The following is an 18718-nucleotide window of genomic DNA, read 5'->3' on the forward strand; positions in this document are numbered from 1 at the left end:
GCGGACGGTGCCGGTCCGCCGCCCGCAGGCGGCGGACCGGCACGCGGCCCCCGCTACTGGTCGATCTTGTCGTCGACCAGCTTCTTGACGTTCTCCCAGGCCTTGGCCGGGTCGGTGCCGCGCTGCTCGATGTCGAGGATGCCGTTGTCGGTGAGGAAGGTCTTCACCTGGCCGTCCCAGCGGCTGATGACGGCGGGCGTGATCCCGGCGGCGGCCGACGAGAAGATCTTGCCGACCGGGGTGTCACCGAAGTACGGCAGCTTCGCGTCCTGGACCGCCGAGGAGGTGAGCGTGTCCTTGGACGAGGGGATGTTGCCGTTGACCGCGAAGACCTTGGCGTGCTGCTCCGGTGCCGTCAGCCAGGCGGCGAGCTCGGCCGCCTCCTTGGCGTGCTTCCCGGACTTCGGCACGGCGAGGAAGGCGCCGCCCCAGTTGCCGGCGACCGGCGGCGCGGCGATGTCCCACTTGCCCTGGTTGGCGGGGCCGGCCTGGTCCTTGATGATGCCGGTCATCCAGCTCGGGCAGGCGACGGTGGCGAACTTCGAGTTCTTGAAGGCGGCGTTCCAGGTGCCCTTCTCGTCGAACTGGCGCAGCTTGGCGGTGAGTCCGTCCTTGCTGGCCGCGACGGCGGTCTCCCAGGCCTTCTTCACGCCGGGGCTGTTCTCCCAGTCGAGCTTGCCGCTCGCGTCGGCGTACTGGACGGGGTCGCTGGAGATGACGGCGTTGAACAGGCCGCTCGCCGAGTCGTGGAAGGCGGTGCCGGCGGGCGCGTTCTTCTTGTACGTGGCGCCGGCCTGGATGAACTTGGACCAGTCGCCGGCCCACAGCTTGGCGACCTCCTCGCGCGCGGTCGGCAGCTTGGCCTTGGCGAAGAGCTCCTTGTTGTAGCAGATGGCCATGGGGCCGATGTCGGTGCCGAGGCCGATGACCTTGCCGTCGGCGGTCGTCGCCTGCTTGACCTTCCAGTCGAGGAAGGCGCCGATGTTCGCACCGCCCTCCTTGCTCAGGTCGACCCACTTGTCCGCCATCGTCTCGCCGGTCGCCTCGGCGATGTAGCCGACCTCGACGGCCTGGATGTCGGCGAGGCCGTTGTTCTGGGCGAGGCGCAGCTTCAGCGTGTCCCAGTACTTCTGGCCGTCGGAGACGTTCGTCTCCTCGATCTTGATGTTCGGGTGGGCCTTCTCGTACTCGGCGTAGAGCTTGGCGCCGGTCTTGTCGTCGTACCCGAAGGAACCGAAGGTCCCGACCCGCAGGGTGATCTTGCCGCCGCCCTGGGCGTCGCCGCCGCTGTCGTCGCTGTCGCTGCCGCAACCGGTGAGCAGGGTCGTGCCGGTCACGACGACGGCGACCGCCGCGATCGCCGCACGGCGTCCGCGTCTGCTGCTGGAAGTGCGCATTCCACTCTCCTCGTCCAAGGTGGTGCTCGTTGTGCGCCAAGAGGTCCGGCCGGCTGATCGCGGCTCGGCGGCTGCCCGCCAGGACCTGATGCAGGGTGTGTGCGTTCCCGATGGGAGCGCTCCCACGTCGTTGCCGGAAGGTTGCTGCCTGGCGGGTGCGGGTGTCAAGACATGAACGCGGATTCGTTACCGGAAGGTTTTCCGGGGGTTTCGCCGGGCCCTCGCGGGGACGGGGCCGTCATCTCCTGAACGCATGCTCGTGGCGTGGAGGGAGGGGGGTGGACTAGTGTGGGAGCGCTCCCATCCCTGTCGTGGTGATGGTGAGCTGCGCGTTGTCCTACGAGGGGAGTTCGGCGGTTGTGAATGGACGGCAGAGCGGCAGACCGACCCTGGAGCAGGTCGCGGCCAGGGCCGGGGTCGGCCGGGGAACGGTGTCCCGGGTGATCAACGGCTCTCCCCGGGTCAGCGAGCAGACCAGAACGGCCGTCGCCAGAGCCGTCGCCGAACTCGGCTACGTACCCAACCAGGCCGCCCGCGCCCTCGCCGGCAGCCGTACCGACGCCATCGCGCTCGTCATCCCCGAGGCCGAGGCCCGGCTCTTCGCGGAGCCGTACTTCCTCGACCTCATCCGCGGGGTGAGCGCCGAACTGGCCGATGCCGACAAACAGCTGCTCCTCACGCTGGTCCGCAGCGCGCAGGAGCGGCAGCGCTTCGAGCAGTACCTCGCCGCACAGCGGGTCGACGGGGTGCTGCTCGCCTCGGTCCACGGCGACGACCCGCTGCCGGACCGGATCCGGGAGCTCGGCCTCCCGGTCGTCATGAACGGGCGCCGCTCGGAGGCCGAGCCCGTGCCGTACGTCGACTCCGACAACATCGGGGCCGGTCGGGCCGCCGTCGCGCACCTCGTGGGGAGCGGCCGCAGGCGCATCGCGACCGTCACCGGGCCGCTCGACATGTACGTGGCCCGCGCCAGGCTCGGCGGCTACCGCGCCGGTCTCGCCGAGGCCGGTCACGCCCCGGACGAGGACCTCGTCTCCGCCGGCGACTTCACCGAGGAGGGCGGCCGGCGGGCCATGCGGCTGCTGCTCGACCGCAGGCCGGACCTGGACGCCGTCTTCGCCGCCTCCGACGTGATGGCGGCCGGCGCGCGCGGGGTGCTGCGGGAGGCGGGCCGCCGCGTCCCGGAGGACGTGGCCCTCGTCGGCGTCGACGACTCCCCGGTGGCCCGGCTCATGGACCCGCCGCTCACGAGTGTCCGGCAGCCCATCGAGGAGATGGGCCGCACGATGGCCCGCATGCTCCTCCAGGAGATCGGGGGCGCTCCGGAGAGCGCCCCCAAGCGGGTCCTGCCCACGGAGCTGGTGGTGCGGGGTTCCTGCTGACGGCCCGCCGGGTTCCGGCGGCGCCGGGCGGAGCCTCCGTCACCAGCGCTCGTACGCGGAGAGGGGGCGGCCGTTGCCCGGGTGGACGGTGATGAGCAGTTCCCGGTACGGGATCAACTCCCGCGCGGAGGCGACCAGGTCGCGGAAGACGCGCTCCTCCTCGTCGCCGGTGGCGGCGTCGAAGGTGTGCAGGAGGTCCCCGGCCTTGGCGGAGGTCCGCAGGACCATGACCCGGCCGGCCCCCGCGTGCAGCCCGCCGAGGGTGTAGGCGGCGCCGCCGACCTCCGCCCGCCACACCTCGTCGCCCGAGGTCAGGTCGTAGCCGACGAGGAGCCCCCACCGGCCCCCGCCGGTGAGGGCGAAGAGCCGCCCGTCGGAGACGGCCACGTCGGCGCCGTACAGGCGGGAGGGCGCGGCGTAGGGCTTGATCCGCGGCCCGGGGCGTCCGTCCGGTCCGAAGACGAGGACATCGCCGCCGACGATCCGCAGCACGATCGGCTCGGCGGCCACGACCGTCACGTCGGTGCCTGCGGTGACACCGCGACGGGCATCGAGGGGAACGGTCCATCGCGCCGTGCCGTCCGTCGGTTCGAAGGCGGCGAGCTTCATCTCGTCACCGCAGTTCAGCACGGTGAGAACCTGCTTCGGGGCGGTGGCCGACGGGCCGGGGAGGCAACCCTCGGGCACGGCGGCCGTCCAGCGTGGAGCGCCGGTGCGCAGCTCCAGTGCGCGGAGGGCCGGCTTGTGGTCGCCGCCGGCCTCGAGGACGATGCCGAGGCCGTCGGCGACCGCGAGGGCGCCGTCTACGCCCGGCAGGCCCCGGCCGCCCCGGTCGGCGAGGGCGTCGAGCGCCGGTACGTGGGCCGCGTGCCACAGCTCGCGGCCGTCCCTCAGGTCGAGCGCGGCGACGGTGGCGCAGCCCCGGTCCCGCCCGGTGTACGCGATCAGCACCACCGAGTCGTCGGCCGTGGCGCTGAGGGCACAGAGGTCGGTGAGGCGGGGAGGCGTGTACTCCCAGCGCTGAGCGCCCGATCCGGCGTGGAAGGCCCGGACGCCGTCGGGGCGGCCGCGGACGACGAGGTCGCCGGCGACCCAGGTGCGGTCGGTGGCGTCCTCCGGCGCGGCCTCGGCCCCGTCGCTCCTCGCCACCCAGGTCGTCGTCATCGACGACCCCGGCCAGTAGCCCATGGGCCTGAGGAACACCCAGGCGATGCCGAGGACCAGCGCGAGCAGGACGAGGACGGCGGCCGGACAGCCCAGCCGTCCCCGCCACCCGGACGGCCGCTCCCGACCGCCGCTCCGTCTCTCGTCCGTTCGTTCCGTCATGGTCGCCCCCACCCTCGGTCCACTGTCTCGAACGGCGCACAGCGTAGGGGAACGGTGATCATCCGTACCGCCCTGGGAGGGACGGGGGCCGGGGCGGGGCCCTACCGCCCGGGGGGAGGGGCGGGGGCGGGGCCGCAAGCGAACAGGCCGGACGGGGTCTTCGGGCCCGTCCGGCCTGCTTCTCTTCCGCTCCTTCTCAGGGGGTGCCCGTCCTGCTCCCGCCGGGGCGGGCGGGCACCCCCTCCGGAGGTCCTACAGCGCCGGGTAGGCGTTCTTCAGGAGCTCCTGGAACTGGGCCGAGAACCACTGGCCCGAGATCGGGGCGTCCGGCAGCGAGCCCGACATGCTGTTCCCGTTCCGGGCGTTGCCCGTGTACGTCGGGTCGCACATCCGGTCGAAGCCCTTGCCCTCGTTGTTCGGGATCTCCTTGCTGGCGCCGTCGGACTCGCCCGGGGGCTTCACCCAGACGTACGCGTCGATGCCCGCGGCGGGCGCCGCCTGCGGTCGCTCACCGAGCCCCGCGCCGGCCTGGTTGCACCAGTTGCCGAGGTGGATGCGACGGTCGTACTTGCCTCCGTTGACGTACGTGTCGACGTTGGTCAGCGCTCCCGGGCCGGTGGGCCGCTGGGTGCCGCCCCAGCCGTTGCGGGAGGTGTCGATCAGCATGCCGAGGTTGCTGTCGAAGCCGATCGAGACCAGCTTGGCGCGCATCGCCTGGGCGTACGACAGCTCGTCGGTGTACTGGTTCCAGTCGATCCACTTCGACGTGCGCACGGAGGTGCCGTTGACGGAGTCCCCGATCTTGAAGTGGTCCTCCTTCAGGGCGCTGTAGTTGGCGGTGTTGACGATGAAGCCGTGCACCTTGTCGACCGTGGAGCCCTCGGCCGTGGCGGCCGTCTTGAACAGCTCGGCGGAGGGACCGAAGTTGCTGTCCCAGCCCAGCCAGCCGTGGTGGCCGGCGTCGACGTAGTTGTAGACATTGGCTATCGAGCCGAGCTTGTTGAGCGCGTAGCCGACGCCGGTGATGTAGTTGCCGTTGGCCTTCATGACGTCACAGTTGGGGGTGGCCGTCGGACGCCCGGAGACATTGGTGACCAGGTTGGGCAGCGAGTCGATCTCGACCGTGGTGACGATCCGCAGACCCGCGTACTTCGCGTCGCCGAGGATCGCGGCGATCGGGTCGATGTACTCGGTCTTGTAACGGTTGATCTCGGTCGGGCCCAGCTCGCCGTTGGAGGCGAGCGCGGCACAGTCGCGGCCGGGCAGGTTGTAGATGACCAGCTGGACGACGAGCTCGCCGGAGCCCTTCTGGGCCAGGGCCGCGTCGAGGTGGGCGCGCAGGCCCATCGAGGTGGCGGAGCCGTTGATGGCGGCGATCCGGTCGAGCCAGACACCGGTCGGCTGGTTGGACACCTTGGTGCCGCCCGGCTCGGCCGCGGCCTTCGCGGACCACTCGGGGTTCACGTACACCTTGGCGCCGGCGTACGGGTTGTCGGCCTTGGTGCCGGCCGGCGGCGGCGTGGTGGGAGGCGTCGTCGGCGGAGTCGTGGGCGGAGTGGTCGGGGGAGTGGTCGGCTCGGTCGCGCCGTTGCAGACGACACCGTTCAGCTTGAAGGTGGCCGGCACGGCGTTCGTACCGCTGTACGAGCCGTTGAAGCCGAAGGAGGTCGAACCGCCCGTGGCCAGGGTGCCGTTGTAGGAGACGTTCTTGGCGGTGACGGCGGCGCCGGCCTGGGTGATGGTCGCGTTCCAGCCCTGCGTGACCTGCTGGTTGCCGGCGTAGGACCACTCGACGGTCCAGGAGGCCACCGGGTCACCGGTGTTGGTGACGGTCACGTTGGCGCCGAAGCCGGTGCTCCACTGGTTGGTGACCTGGTAGTCGACCTTGCAGCCGGGGGTGGCGGCGCCGGCGGTGGCGGTGCCGAAGACGGTGGCGGTGGCGCCGGTGGCCGTGATGAGGCCGAGGGCCGCCAGGAGGGCGGTGCGGCTGGTGCTTCTGGTGCGGCTCATGGGGGTGGGGATTCCTTTCAGGGGGTGAGGCTGCGCAGGTGGTCGCGCAGCCCGATGCCGAATGCGGTGGGGGTGCCGTCGTACGAACTGATCAGTGCGGGACCGGAGTTGCAGTTCCACGTGTTCCAGGTCCAGCCCAGGTACGAGAGGCCGCGGTCGTCGAACCACTTCATGACGCGGTCGATGAACGCGTGTCCGCAGGTGTTCTCACCGATCTCGCCCGCGAGGAGAGGAACCTCGGCGGCTACCGGGGCGAGGGTGTTGTTCCAGCACGTCTCGTCGGCACAGGAGTTGAAGTTGTAGACGTGCCAGGCGGCGGCCAGATTCTCCGCCGGGTCTGTGGGGGCGTACGCGAGCCACTGGCTCAGGTCGTTGGAGTACGCGATGCCCGGGACGAGGACGAGGTTCTTCGCCCCCGTGGCGCGGACCGCGTCCACCAGGTCCTGCATGCCGGCGACCTCGTAGCCGATGCCGGGGCAGGTGCCGCCGTCGCGCCAGCAGGACCAGGCCTGTGTCGCGGTGGAGGTCGCCCGGTCCGGATAGGGCTCGTTGAACAGGTCGAAGACGATCCGCTTGTCGTTCTTGAAGGTGTTCGCCACCGAGGTCCAGAACGCCGGGGTGTACTGGGCGCCCGGCATCGGCTTCTGGCAGGAGGCGTGCACGTCGGAGCAGCCCGCGGAGTTGCCCGTGTACTGGCCGTGTGTCCAGTGCAGTTCGACCACGGGGGTCATGCCGTGGGCGAGGACCTTGGTCACCAGGTCCTTGACCGCGTTGACGTAGTTCGCGCCCCGGTACTCGGGCTTGATGTTGTCCAGGCCGAGCCAGCACTCCTCGTTGAGGGGAATGCGGACCGTGTTGGCCTTCCAGTCGGCGATGGCCTTGACCGAGGCGTCGTCGACGGGACCGTCGAAGAAGCCGTGGCCCTGGACGCACATGAACTCGCCGCCGGAGCGGTTGACGCCGAGGAGGCGACGGACCGCGCCGTTCTGGTCGGTGAACTTGTTGCCCGTGACGCTGAGTTCGGGCGCGCCGGACACCGGGGTCGGCGGCGGCAGGGTCGGGGGCGTGGTCGGGGGAGTCGTCGGGTCGGTGGGAGTGGGAGTGGGCGTGGGAGTGGTCGGCGTCGGCGTCGGCGTGGGGGTGGGCGTCGGCGGCGCGTCCGTGTTGCAGGGCGTGCCGTTGAGCGTGAAGGCGGTGGGTGCCGTGTTGGCGCCCGTCCAGGAGGCGATGAAGCCGCCCGTCGCCTTCGCGCCCGTGCCGAGCGCCGCGTTCCAGCTCTCGTTCACGACCTTGACGGCGGTCCCGGACTGGGACCATTTGCCGCCCCAGCCCTGACTGACGACCTGGCCGGCCGGAAAGTCGAAGCCGAGGCTCCAACCGTTCAGCGCGGCACCGTTGTTGGTGACGGTGACCGCACCCTGGTAGCCGCCGGCCCACTGGCCGGTGACCGAGTACTCCACCGTGCAGACGGGTGCGGCCGCGGCTCCTGAGGCCGTACCCATGACGGCGAGCGAGGTGCTCGCCATCGTGAGCGCCGCTCCTGCGAGCAGCGCGGAAAGACGTGGGGGATGTCGCATGAGCGAGTCCTGACAGCGAGGGCACACCTGTGACGATGTGCCGACTGGACGGAATCGCTCCCACTGGTCGGGCAGACCGTAGCGTCAACAGACGCCAAGCAAAAGAGGGGTTGAGTAAATTCCCCTGTCATCTGCCTTCGACTCTTCGCACATCTTGACGTCGATGCGCCCCAACTGCACAGTGGGAGCGCTCCCACTGGTTCAGAGCTTGTCCCCACAGGCTCATTCGCTCTTCGCACCCCCATCCTCCCGAGCCGCGAGGAGAACCACCCTCATGCCGCGACTACGACCACGCCGGCCGCTGACCGCGCTGGCCGCAGCCTTCTCCCTCCCCCTCGGCCTCACGGCCGTCGGCGCCGTCTCCACGGCCCAGGCCGCGTCCGTCCAGTGCAGCGTCGACTACAAGACCAACGACTGGGGTTCGGGCTTCACCGCCGAACTCACCCTCACCAACCGGGCCGCCGAGGCCCTCAACGGCTGGACGCTGACCTACTCGTACGCCGGTGACCAGAAGCTCACCAACGGCTGGAGCGGCCTCTGGTCCCAGTCGGGCAAGAACGTCACCGTGACCAACGCGTCCTGGAACGGCACCCTCGCCCCGGGGGCCGCCGCCACCACCGGAGCCCAGTTCACCTACAGCGGGACCAACGCCGCCCCGACCTCCTTCGCGGTCAACGGCACCCCCTGTACCGGCGCCCACCAGCCGCCGGTCGCCGTCCTGACCAGCCCCGCCGCCGGCGCCGTCTTCACCCAGGGCGACGCGGTGCCGCTCGCCGCCACCGCGGCCGCGGCCGACGGCGCCACCGTCGGCAAGGTGGAGTTCTACAGCGACACCACGCTCCTCGGTACGGACACGACCGCGCCCTTCGCCTTCAGCGCGGCCGGCCTCGCCGCCGGGTCCCACTCCCTCTACGCCAAGGCCTACGACAGCCTCGGCGCCTCCGCCGAGTCCGCGCCCGTCGGCATCACCGTCGCCGCGGGAGCCGCGCTGGTCGCCTCCCCGAGCCAGCTCGGAGTACGCCAGGGCACCACGGGCACCTTCGATCTGAAGCTCTCCACCGCCCCCACCGCGAACGTCACGGTGAGCGTCGCCCGCACCTCGGGCAACACCAACCTCACCGCGACCCCGGCGAGCCTCACCTTCACCCCGGCGAACTGGAACACCGCCCAGAAGGTGACCGTCGCCGCCGCGGCCACCGGCACCGGCTCGGCCGTCTTCACCGCGACCGCCCCCGGCCACGCCAAGGCCGAGGTCACCGTCGCCCAGCTGGCCGCCGACTCCACGTACGACGCCCGCTTCCTCGACCTCCACGGGAAGATCACCAACCCGGCCAACGGCTACTTCTCGCCCGAGGGCATCCCGTACCACTCCGTCGAGACCCTGATCGTCGAGGCCCCCGACCACGGGCACGAGACGACCTCGGAGGCGTACAGCTACCTCATCTGGCTCCAGGCCATGTACGGGAAGATCACCGGGGACTGGACCAAGTTCAACGGCGCCTGGGAGACCATGGAGAAATTCATGATCCCCACCCACGCCGACCAGGCCACCGCCTCCTCCTACAACGCGGCGAAGCCGGCCACCTACGCGCCCGAGTGGGACCTGCCGTCGCAGTACCCGGCCAGGCTCGACTCCGGCGTCACCTCGGGCTCCGACCCGATCGCCGGCGAGCTCAAGAGCGCCTACGGCACCGACGACGTCTACGGCATGCACTGGCTCCAGGACGTCGACAACGTCTACGGCTTCGGCAACGAGCCCGGCAAGTGCTCCGCGGGCCCGACGGCGACCGGCCCCTCCTACATCAACACCTTCCAGCGCGGACCGCAGGAGTCCGTCTGGGAGACCGTCACCCACCCCACCTGCGACAACTTCTCCTACGGCGGGAAGAACGGCTACCTCGACCTCTTCACAGGGGACGCCTCCTACGCCAAGCAGTGGAAGTTCACCAACGCCCCCGACGCCGACGCCCGCGCCGTCCAGGCCGCCTACTGGGCCGACCTCTGGGCCAAGGGCCAGGGCAAGGGCACCCAGGTCGCCACGACCGTCGGCAAGGCCGCCAAGATGGGTGACTACCTGCGCTACTCGATGTTCGACAAGTACTTCAAGAAGGCCGGGAACTGCGTCGGCCCGACCGCCTGCCCGGCCGGCACCGGCAAGGACAGCGCGCACTACCTGATGTCCTGGTACTACGCCTGGGGCGGCGCCACCGACACCTCGGCCGGCTGGTCCTGGCGGATCGGTTCCAGCCACGCCCACGGCGGCTACCAGAACCCGCTCGCCGCGTACGCGCTCAGCGCCTACGCCCCGCTCAAGCCCAAGTCGGCGACGGGCGCGGCGGACTGGGCGACCAGCCTCGACCGGCAGCTGGAGTTCTACCGCTGGCTCCAGTCCGACGAGGGTGCGATCGCGGGCGGTGCCACCAACAGCTGGCAGGGCCGCTACGCCACCCCGCCGGCCGGCACGCCCACCTTCCACGGCCTCTTCTACGACGAGAAGCCCGTCTACCACGACCCCGCGTCCAACCAGTGGTTCGGCTTCCAGGCCTGGTCCATGGAGCGGGTCGCCGAGTACTACCAGCAGACCGGTGACGCGGAGGCCAAGACGGTCCTCGACAAGTGGGTCTCCTGGGCGCTGTCCAAGACCACGATCAACCCGGACGGCACCTACCGCATCCCCTCCACCCTCCAGTGGTCCGGCGCGCCCGACACCTGGAACGCGGCGAACCCCGGTGCCAACGCCGGGCTGCACGTCACCGTCGCCGACTACACGAACGACGTCGGCGTGGCCGCCGCCTACGCCAAGACCCTGACGTACTACGCCGCCAAGTCCGGCCACGCCGAGGCGAAGCGCGTCGCCAAGGCCCTGCTCGACGGCATGTGGGACCACCACCAGGACCCGCTGGGCATCGCCGTCGCGGAGACCCGCGCCGACTACAACCGCTTCGACGACCCCGTGTACGTACCGAGCGGCTGGACCGGCGTCATGCCGAACGGCGACACGGTGAACAACTCCTCCACCTTCGCCTCGATGCGCACCTTCTACCAGGACGACCCGGCCTGGCCGAAGATCGAGGCCTACCTGGCGGGCGGCGCCGCCCCCGTCTTCACCTACCACCGGTTCTGGGCCCAGGCGGACATCGCCCTGGCCATGGGCTCGTACGCGGAGCTGCTCGAATAACAGCCCGCCCCGCTTGGAGACGGCTCCGCGTACGACGAGGCCGGGTGGACCCCGATGGGGCCCGCCCGGCCTTCGGTCGTTCCCCCTCACCTTCTCCGTGGCTCCGCGAACGTGCCTCCGGACCGTGCTCAACTTCCGCGTCACCAGGGTGAGTACGCGTACTCAGGTGTCGTCACCCGGACTCCTCCATGCTGGTGCGCGCATACCGGAGCGTCTCAGGGGGACACACATGCACCACGCCTTGCAGCTGCGCGCTGCCACGCCCAGTGATCACGACTGGATCCACGAGCTGCGCCATCGCGTGTACGCGGAGGAGCTGGGACAGCATCCGGTGGATCCGTCAGGGCGGCTGAGCGACGGGCTCGACGGCGACAACGTGTATCTCGTGGCCGCGCGCGGGAAGACGCGGATCGGCTTCGTCAGTCTCACCCCGCCCTGGGTCGGACGCTATTCCCTGGACAAGTACCTGACACGCGAGGAGCTGCCGGTCCTGACGGAGGAGGCGCCGTTCGAGATCCGCGTCCTGACCGTCGAGGAGCGCTGGCGGTCCACCGCGGCGGCGCCGCTCCTCATGTACGCGGCGCTTCGCTGGGTCGCGGCGCGGGGCGGCCGCCGGGTGGTGGCGATGGGACGCACGGAACTGCTCGACATGTACCTCGCCACCGGGCTGCGGCCGACGGGGCACACGGTCCGCTCGGGCGCCGTCTCGTTCGAGGTGCTGAGCGGCTCCGTGGCCGAGCTGACGAGGACGGTCGGGGAGCGCCACGGCCGGACCCTGGAGCGGCTGCGGGCGGGCCTGGACTGGCAGTTGGACGTGGAGTTCGCGCCGCGCGCGGACGGCTGTGAGCACGGCGGTGCCTTCTTCTCGGCGATCGGTACGGACTTCCGGACGCTGACCCGTCGTCACGAGGTGGTCGGGGCCGATGTGCTGGACGCCTGGTTCCCGCCGTCCCCTGATGTCCGCGCGGTCCTGTCGGAGGATCCGGGGTGGGTGGCGCGGACCTCGCCTCCGACGGGCGCGGAAGGTCTGCTCGCGGAGCTCGCCGGGGTCCGTGGGCTGCCGGTGGAGTCGCTGGTCGTCGGGGCGGGCTCGTCCGACCTGATCTTCCGGGCGTTCGGCCGGTGGCTGACGCCGGGGAGCCGGGTGCTCCTGCTGGATCCGAGCTACGGCGAGTACGCCCATGTCACCGAGCGGGTGATCGGCTGCCGGGTCGACCGGCTCCGGCTGAGCCCGGAGGACGGCTGGCTGCTCGATCCGGCCCGGCTCGCCGCCGCGACCCGGAGCGGACGGTACGACCTCGTGGTGGTGGTCAATCCGAACAATCCGACCGGCCGTCACGCTCCCGCCGACGCGCTGCGCGCGGTGATCGAGGCCTCGCCCGCGCGGACCCGGTGGTGGATCGACGAGGCGTACCTGGGCTATGTCGATCCGGCGGACTCGCTGGCCGGGCTCGCCTCGGTCGACCCCCGGGTCGTGGTCTGCACGTCGCTGTCGAAGATGTACGCGCTGTCGGGGATGCGGGCCGCGTATCTGGTGGCAGACCCGGACACGGCCGGGGAGCTGCGCCGCTGGACGCCGCCGTGGCCCGTGAGCCTGCCGGCCCAGCTGGCCGCCGTGACGGCGCTGCGCGACCCCGCGTACTACGCGGAACGCTGGGCGCGCACCGCCGTGCTGCGCCGGGGGCTCGCCGCCGGGCTCGCGGAGCTCGACGGGTTCTCCTCGGTCGACGAGGGGGTGGCGAACTTCCTCACGGTGACCCTGCCGCCGGACGGGCCGAGCGCGGCCCGGCTGGTGCGTGAGTGCCGCCGCCACGACGTGTACCTGCGGGACCTGTCGCCGATGTCCCCGGCGTACGAGGGGCGGACCGTCCGCGTCGCCGTCCGCGACACGGCGGAGAACGCGCGGATCGTGGCGGCGTGCCGGAGCGCCCTGGACGCGCTGCGCGCGCCGGTGGCGGTGGCGTCGGGCATGCCGGACGGGCGGGTCTCCCGGTGACGACGGTCCCCGGTCTCGTGCCGTACCTCGGCGGGGCGCTGGCGGTCGGAGGGCTCGCGGTGGCGGCGACCCGGCGGCGTGAGCTGATGGTCCGCTGGTGTGTGTGGGCGCTCGGAGTGCCCCTGGTCACCGCCGCGTTCTGGCTCGGTCCGCCGGGGATCGCGGTGCTCGCGGCCGTGGTCGGGGTGGTCGCGGTGGCGGAGTTCGGCGGGCTGCTGCGGCTGGGCCCGGTGGACCGGGCGGTGCTCGGCGCGGCCGTCGTCGGGCTCGTCCTGACCGCCTGGCTGGCACCCGGGGAGGTGCTCCGGGCAGCGGCGGTCGGGGCGCTCGCGATCGCCGGAGTGCCCCTGCTGTCGGGCGACGCCGAGCACGGGCTCCGCCGTCTGGGGGCGGGCCTGCTCGGGCTCGTGTGGCTGGGCGCCCTGGCCGGTCTCGTGTCGTCGGGTGCTCTCGGCCTCGTGCTGTTCGTGGCCGTGTCGATCGCCGACATCGTCGCGTACGGGGCAGGTCGCCGTCTCGGCGGCCCCCGGCTCTCCCCGCTGTCGCCCGCCAAGAGGTGGAGCGGCACGCTGGCCGGGGCGGCTGCCGGTCTCTGCGCGCTCGCCGTGCTGTCGTCGCTGACGTGGCAGACGGCTGTGGCCGTGGCGGTCGGCGGCCCGCTGGGGGACCTGCTGGAGTCGATGGTCAAGCGGGGTGCCCGGGTGAAGGACGCCGGCCGTTGGCTGGCCGGCTCCGGCGGCCTGCTGGACCGGATCGACTCCCTCCTCGTCGCCCTGGCGGTGCTGCTGGTCCTGGGCTGAGCCTCCATTGACGCGCGCGATCTCCCCTCCTACGTTCTCGTTCGGACATACGACCGTTGGTCGATATTTCGAACAACTTGAACGAGAGGGATCCGCGTGTCCCACGCCGAACGCACCACCCGCACCGCTCGTTTCACCCTCGACCCCGACTTCACCGTCGGCCCCGTCGACCCCCGCCTCTTCGGCTCCTTCGTCGAGCACCTCGGGCGCTGCGTCTACACGGGCATCCACGAGCCCGGCCACCCGGCCGCCGACGAGGACGGTCTGCGCACCGACGTCCTGGAGCTCGTCCGCGAGCTGGGGGTCACCGCGATCCGCTACCCCGGAGGCAACTTCGTCTCCGGCTACCGCTGGGAGGACGGCGTCGGCCCGGTCGAGGGCCGGCCGCGCCGGCTCGACGTCGCCTGGCGGTCCACCGAGACCAACCGCTTCGGCCTGAGCGAGTTCATGACCTTCCTGCGGAAGGTCGGACCGGAGGCCGAGCCGATGATGGCGCTCAACCTCGGCACCCGTGGCATCACCGAGGCGATGGACCTCGTCGAGTACGCCAACCACCCCGGCGGCACCGAGCTCTCCGACCGCCGCGCCGCCCATGGCGACAAGGACCCCTTCGGCATACGTCTGTGGTGCCTGGGCAACGAGATGGACGGCACCTGGCAGACCGGGCAGAAGACCGCCGAGGAGTACGGCAGGCTCGCCGCCCAGACCGCCCGTGCCCTGCGGAGCATCGACCCCGGTCTCGAACTCGTCGCCTGCGGCAGCTCGGCGCGCGGGCTGCCGACCTTCGCCGCCTGGGAGGCCACGGTCCTCGCGGAGACCTACGAGGTCGTGGACCATGTCTCCCTCCACGCCTACTACGAGGAGGTGGACGGCGACCGCGACTCCTTCCTCGCCTCCGCCGTCGACATGGAGGCCTTCATCGAGGAGGTCGTCGCGACCTGCGACCACGTCGGCGCCCGGCTGAAGTCCGGCAAGAGGCTCACGCTCTCCTTCGACGAGTGGAACGTCTGGTACCAGCGCCGGCCCAATCCGCACGCGGTGGAGGACTGGCAGGAGGCCCCGCGCCTCCTGGAGGACGTCTACACCGTCACCGACGCCGTCGTCTTCGGCACCCTCCTGATCGCCCTGCTGCGCCACGCCGACCGGGTCGCGGTGGCCTGTCTCGCCCAGCTCGTCAACGTGATCGCCCCGATCATGACCGAGCCGGGCGGTGCCGCCTGGCGGCAGACCACCTTCTTCCCCTTCGCCCAGGCCTCCCGCCACGGCCGAGGCACCGTCCTCGACGTCCGCGTGGACTCGCCGGAGTACTCCACGGCGAGGTTCGGCGAGGTGCCCCTGCTGCACGCCACGGCCGTACGCGGCGAGGACGGCACGGTGACCGTCTTCGCCGTCAACCGTGACCGGAACGCGCCGCTGCCGCTGGAGGTGACCCTGCGCGGCCTCGGCCTGGACCGGGTCGTCGAGCACAGCGCGCTCGCCGACGCGGACCCCGAGGCCCGCAACACGCTCGACGAGCCGGAGCGTGTCGTGCCGCACCCGGTGGACGGCTCGACGCTCGACGACGGGCTGCTGCGGGCCGTCCTGGAGCCGATGTCCTGGAACGTCATCCGGCTGGCCTGACGGGGCTCTTGTTGAATCCTTTCACAAGGGTGGACCGCGCTGCCGCTTCGAAGCGCTTCGAAAGATCCTGTCCGAAGCGTTGACGTGGCTGGCGGACGACCCTACTTTGTCCCAGCAAGCGCTTTCCTGAAACGTTCTAATAACGCGCGGAGGACGAACTGTGCGTACTCAAAGCACTGTTGACCGTCGAAGCATGCTGAAGGTCGCCGGCGGCTCGCTGGCGGCTCTCGGCCTGACTGCGGCGGGCTGTGGCACCGGCTCGGGCTCCGGAGACGGCACGGTCACCATTCGGTACAGCTGGTGGGGCTCGGAGGACCGGGCCAAGCGGATCAACCAGTCGATCGCGCTCTTCGAGAAGAAGTTCCCGAAGATCAAGATCAAGACCGACTTCCAGCCCTACGCCGACTTCTGGAAGAAGTTCAACACCCAGGCGTCGGGCGGCAACGCGCCGGACGTCTTCCAGAACGCCATCGGCTTCCTGCGCAAGTACGACGCGAAGAACGTCCTCCTCGACCTGCGCGAGCAGGCCGGGGCGGGGAACCTCCGCCTCGACGGCTTCCGGGCCGGCCTGGAGAAGTTCGGCGAGGTCGACGGCAGGCTCCTCGGTGTCCCCGTCGGCAGCAACTCGATGGCCCTCGTCGTCGACCAGGCCGTCTTCACCAAGGCCGGGGTCACCCCGAAGCCGGGCTGGACCTGGGACGAGTACCACGCGGCCCTCGCCAGGATCCAGGAGACCCAGGGCCGGGCCGGCGACGCGGGCCCGTACGGGATCATGTACCTGTACGACCTCTACCTGCGCCAGCACGGCAAGGCCTTCTTCACCGCCTCCGGCCTCGGCTTCACCGAGGCGGACCTGACGGACTGGTGGACCAAGGCGTTCGCGCGGGTGAAGTCCGGCGTCTACGCCGATCCGAAGAAGACCATCCCGGCCAAGCCCAAGTCGGCGGTCACCGCCGAACTCGCCGGCTGCGAGTTCACCTGGGACAACTTCGCCGTCCGCTACACCTCCGAGGGCAAGAGCCAGTACGGCCTCGCCCCCATCCCCACCACGGACGGCCGCAAGACCGGCCAGTACCTCGGCTCCCTCATGCTCAGCGCCTCCAAGCGCACCAAGCACCCCAAGGAGGCCGCCCAGTTCATCGACTTCATGGTCCACGACCCCGAGGTCGGGAAGATCATGGGCTACGACCGGGGCGTCCCGGCCACCGAGGCCCAGTACCAGGCGTACGTCCCGGCGGACGAGGTCGGCAAGCAGATCGCCGCGTACGAGAAGCAGCTCGTCGAGTCCCGCGTCCTGGAGCCGATCACCCCGCACCCAGCCGGCGCCGACGTCTGCGAGGCCGCCTTCATGCGGCTCGCCGAGGAGATGTCCCTGGGCGAGCGGCCGGTCGCGGACGCGGTGAAGCAGTACTTCACCGAGGCGAAGACGGCGCTCTCCTCCTGATGGACGCCGCCGTGACCTCCGCACCGACCCCCGCACCGCATCCCGCGCGGGCCGGCCTCCCGGACGGGGGGACCGCACCCGCGGACTCCCCGTCGGGCGGCGGGCTCCCGGGCCGGCCGGCGGGCCGCTCCCGCCCCCGAGGGGCCCGCCGCGAGAACCTCGCCGGGTACCTCTTCATGTCCCCCTGGATCGCGGGCTTCCTCCTGCTCACCGCGGGCCCCATGGTGGCCTCGCTCTACTTCGCCTTCACCGACTACAACCTCTTCGACGCACCGAAGTGGATCGGCCTCGACAACTTCACCGAGATGTTCGGCGACGCCCGCTGGCGCACCTCGGTCGAGATCACCGGCTGGTACGTGGTGATCGGCACCCCGCTGAAACTGGCCGCCGCGCTCGGCGTCGCCCTGCTGCTCAACCAGAGCCGGCGCGGCCAGAGCTTCTACCGGGCCGCGTTCTACGCCCCCTCGCTCATCGGCGCCAGCGTCTCGATCGCCATCGTCTGGCGCGCCATCTTCTCCGACGGCGCCGCCGTCGACCGCGCGCAGCAGGTCTTCGGCATGGACGCCGGAGGCTGGATCGGCGACCCCGACCGCATCATCTACGCCCTGGTCGCCCTGACCGTCTGGCAGTTCGGCGCCCCGATGGTCATCTTCCTGGCCGGACTCAAACAGGTGCCGCGCGAGCTGTACGAGGCGGCACAGGTCGACGGGGCGAGCCCGTGGCGGCGGTTCTGGCACATCACCCTGCCGATGATCTCCCCGGTGCTCTTCTTCAACGTGCTCCTGGAGACCATCCACTCCTTCCAGATCTTCGGCTCCGCTTACATCATCGGCAGCCAGGGCAACGCCTGCGGGCCGGCCGACGGCACGCTCGTCTACACCTGCTACCTCTACATCCAGGGCTTCGAGAACAGCCGGATGGGTCTCGCCTCGGCGATGGCCTGGATGCTGCTGCTCGCCGTCGGCCTGGTCACGGCGGTGCTGTTCTGGTCCCAGCGGCGCTGGGTGCACTACGAGGAGGGGGCCCGATGAGCCTCGCACGCACCGGCACGGACGCGACCGGCACAGGAGCGAACGGCACAGGAGCGACCGGCACCCGCGGGACACGCGTCCGCCGGACACGCACCGGGACGAGGACCGGCCCCCCGCGCACGGCGGGATCGGTCGCCTGGCACCTGGGGGCCCTGGCCGTGCTCGCGGTCATCCTCTACCCCGTGGTGTGGGTGATCGGCGGCTCCTTCAAACCGAACGACGAGATCGTCGGCAGCCTCACGCTCTTCCCCGCCGAGCCCATCACCGACAACTACCGGCGGCTCGCCGACGGCATCGCCGACATCCCCATCTCCACCTTCTTCGGCAACTCCCTCTTCCTGGCCGTCGGTTCGGTGGTGGGCGTGCTGATCTCCAGCTCGCTCTCCGCGTACGCCTTCGCCAAGATCGGCTTCGCCGGACGCGGAGTGCTCTTCACCCTGATGATCGGCACGCTGCTCCTGCCGTACCACGTGCTGCTCATCCCGCAGTACGTGCTCTTCCAGAAGCTCGAACTGATCAACACCTACACGCCGTTGCTGCTCGGCAAGTACCTGGCCACGGACGCCTTCTTCGTCTTCCTGATGCTCCAGTTCATGCGCGGGCTGCCGAAGGAGCTGGACGAGGCCGCCCGCCTCGACGGCTGCGGGCACCTGCGGACCTACTGGTCGATCGTGCTGCCGCTCTGCCGGCCGGCCCTCATCACCAGCGCGATCTTCACCTTCATCAACGCGTGGAACGACTTCATGGGTCCGCTGATCTACCTGAACGAACCGGAGAAGTACACCGTCTCGCTCGGCCTGAAGATGTTCGTCGACCAGGACGGCGTCGCCAACTACGGCGGCATGATCGCGATGTCGCTCGTGGCGCTGCTCCCGGTGGTCGCCTTCTTCCTCGCCTTCCAGCGGTACCTCATCGACGGCATGGCCACCTCGGGCCTCAAGGGCTGAGGGGGTGGCC

Annotated in this window: 12 protein-coding genes; 8 read left to right on the plus strand and 4 right to left on the minus strand. The window is 70.8% G+C overall.

Annotation, left to right across the window (positions count from 1 at the left end):
* Positions 1–53: 53 nt before the first annotated feature.
* Positions 54–1397, minus strand: coding sequence for an ABC transporter substrate-binding protein (locus OG361_RS33715; protein ID WP_405859598.1), 1344 nt, complete (start codon positions 1395–1397; stop codon positions 54–56).
* 317 nt (positions 1398–1714) lie between these two features.
* Here OG361_RS33715 and OG361_RS33720 point away from each other — a divergent pair, with 317 nt between their 5' ends.
* Positions 1715–2779 carry a LacI family DNA-binding transcriptional regulator gene (locus OG361_RS33720; protein WP_405862590.1) on the plus strand — a complete coding sequence of 355 codons (1065 nt, stop codon included), beginning with the start codon at positions 1715–1717 and terminating at the stop codon, positions 2777–2779.
* A 39-nt stretch (positions 2780–2818) separates the two neighbouring features.
* Here the strand turns inward: OG361_RS33720 and OG361_RS33725 are convergent, their stop codons facing one another.
* The 3 genes from OG361_RS33725 to OG361_RS33735 all read right to left on the minus strand — a co-directional run bounded on the left by OG361_RS33725 (position 2819) and on the right by OG361_RS33735 (position 7692).
* Positions 2819–4105: a PQQ-binding-like beta-propeller repeat protein gene (locus OG361_RS33725; RefSeq protein WP_405859600.1), complete on the minus strand. Its 1287-nt coding sequence runs from the start codon at positions 4103–4105 to the stop codon at positions 2819–2821.
* Positions 4106–4357: 252 nt separating this feature from the next.
* The gene (locus OG361_RS33730; protein WP_405859602.1) at positions 4358–6115 is read right to left on the minus strand and encodes a glycoside hydrolase family 6 protein; all 1758 of its coding nucleotides are present in this window, start codon (positions 6113–6115) and stop codon (positions 4358–4360) included.
* A 17-nt stretch (positions 6116–6132) separates the two neighbouring features.
* Positions 6133–7692: a cellulase family glycosylhydrolase gene (locus tag OG361_RS33735; RefSeq protein WP_405859604.1), complete on the minus strand. Its 1560-nt coding sequence runs from the start codon at positions 7690–7692 to the stop codon at positions 6133–6135.
* Positions 7693–7966: 274 nt separating this feature from the next.
* On the opposite strand from OG361_RS33735, the gene OG361_RS33740 reads away from it, so the two are divergent.
* The 7 genes from OG361_RS33740 to OG361_RS33770 all read left to right on the plus strand — a co-directional run bounded on the left by OG361_RS33740 (position 7967) and on the right by OG361_RS33770 (position 18708).
* Complete coding sequence (locus OG361_RS33740) at positions 7967–10870, plus strand: glycoside hydrolase family 48 protein (protein ID WP_405859606.1); 2904 nt, start codon at positions 7967–7969, stop codon at positions 10868–10870.
* Between the two features lie 229 nt (positions 10871–11099).
* Positions 11100–12866 (plus strand): aminotransferase class I/II-fold pyridoxal phosphate-dependent enzyme, encoded by a 1767-nt coding sequence (locus OG361_RS33745; protein WP_405859608.1) that lies wholly within the window; start codon positions 11100–11102, stop codon positions 12864–12866.
* Positions 12863–13666 carry a phosphatidate cytidylyltransferase gene (locus OG361_RS33750; protein ID WP_405859610.1) on the plus strand — a complete coding sequence of 268 codons (804 nt, stop codon included), beginning with the start codon at positions 12863–12865 and terminating at the stop codon, positions 13664–13666. The genes OG361_RS33745 and OG361_RS33750 overlap by 4 nt, the downstream gene beginning before the upstream one ends.
* Positions 13667–13762: 96 nt before the next feature.
* Positions 13763–15286, plus strand: a complete 1524-nt coding sequence (locus OG361_RS33755) for an alpha-N-arabinofuranosidase (protein ID WP_405859612.1) — start codon at positions 13763–13765, stop codon at positions 15284–15286.
* 193 nt (positions 15287–15479) lie between these two features.
* On the plus strand, positions 15480–16730 hold the full coding sequence (locus OG361_RS33760; protein ID WP_405859614.1) for an ABC transporter substrate-binding protein: 1251 nt from the start codon (positions 15480–15482) through the stop codon (positions 16728–16730).
* Complete coding sequence (locus OG361_RS33765) at positions 16730–17761, plus strand: carbohydrate ABC transporter permease (RefSeq protein WP_405859616.1); 1032 nt, start codon at positions 16730–16732, stop codon at positions 17759–17761. The genes OG361_RS33760 and OG361_RS33765 overlap by 1 nt, the downstream gene beginning before the upstream one ends.
* Positions 17758–18708: a carbohydrate ABC transporter permease gene (locus OG361_RS33770; RefSeq protein ID WP_405859618.1), complete on the plus strand. Its 951-nt coding sequence runs from the start codon at positions 17758–17760 to the stop codon at positions 18706–18708. Before OG361_RS33765 ends, OG361_RS33770 begins: the two co-directional genes overlap by 4 nt.
* Positions 18709–18718: the final 10 nt, after the last annotated feature.

The sequence above is a fragment of the Streptomyces sp. NBC_00090 genome (genome assembly GCF_045160815.1).
Lineage (GTDB): Bacteria > Actinomycetota > Actinomycetes > Streptomycetales > Streptomycetaceae > Streptomyces.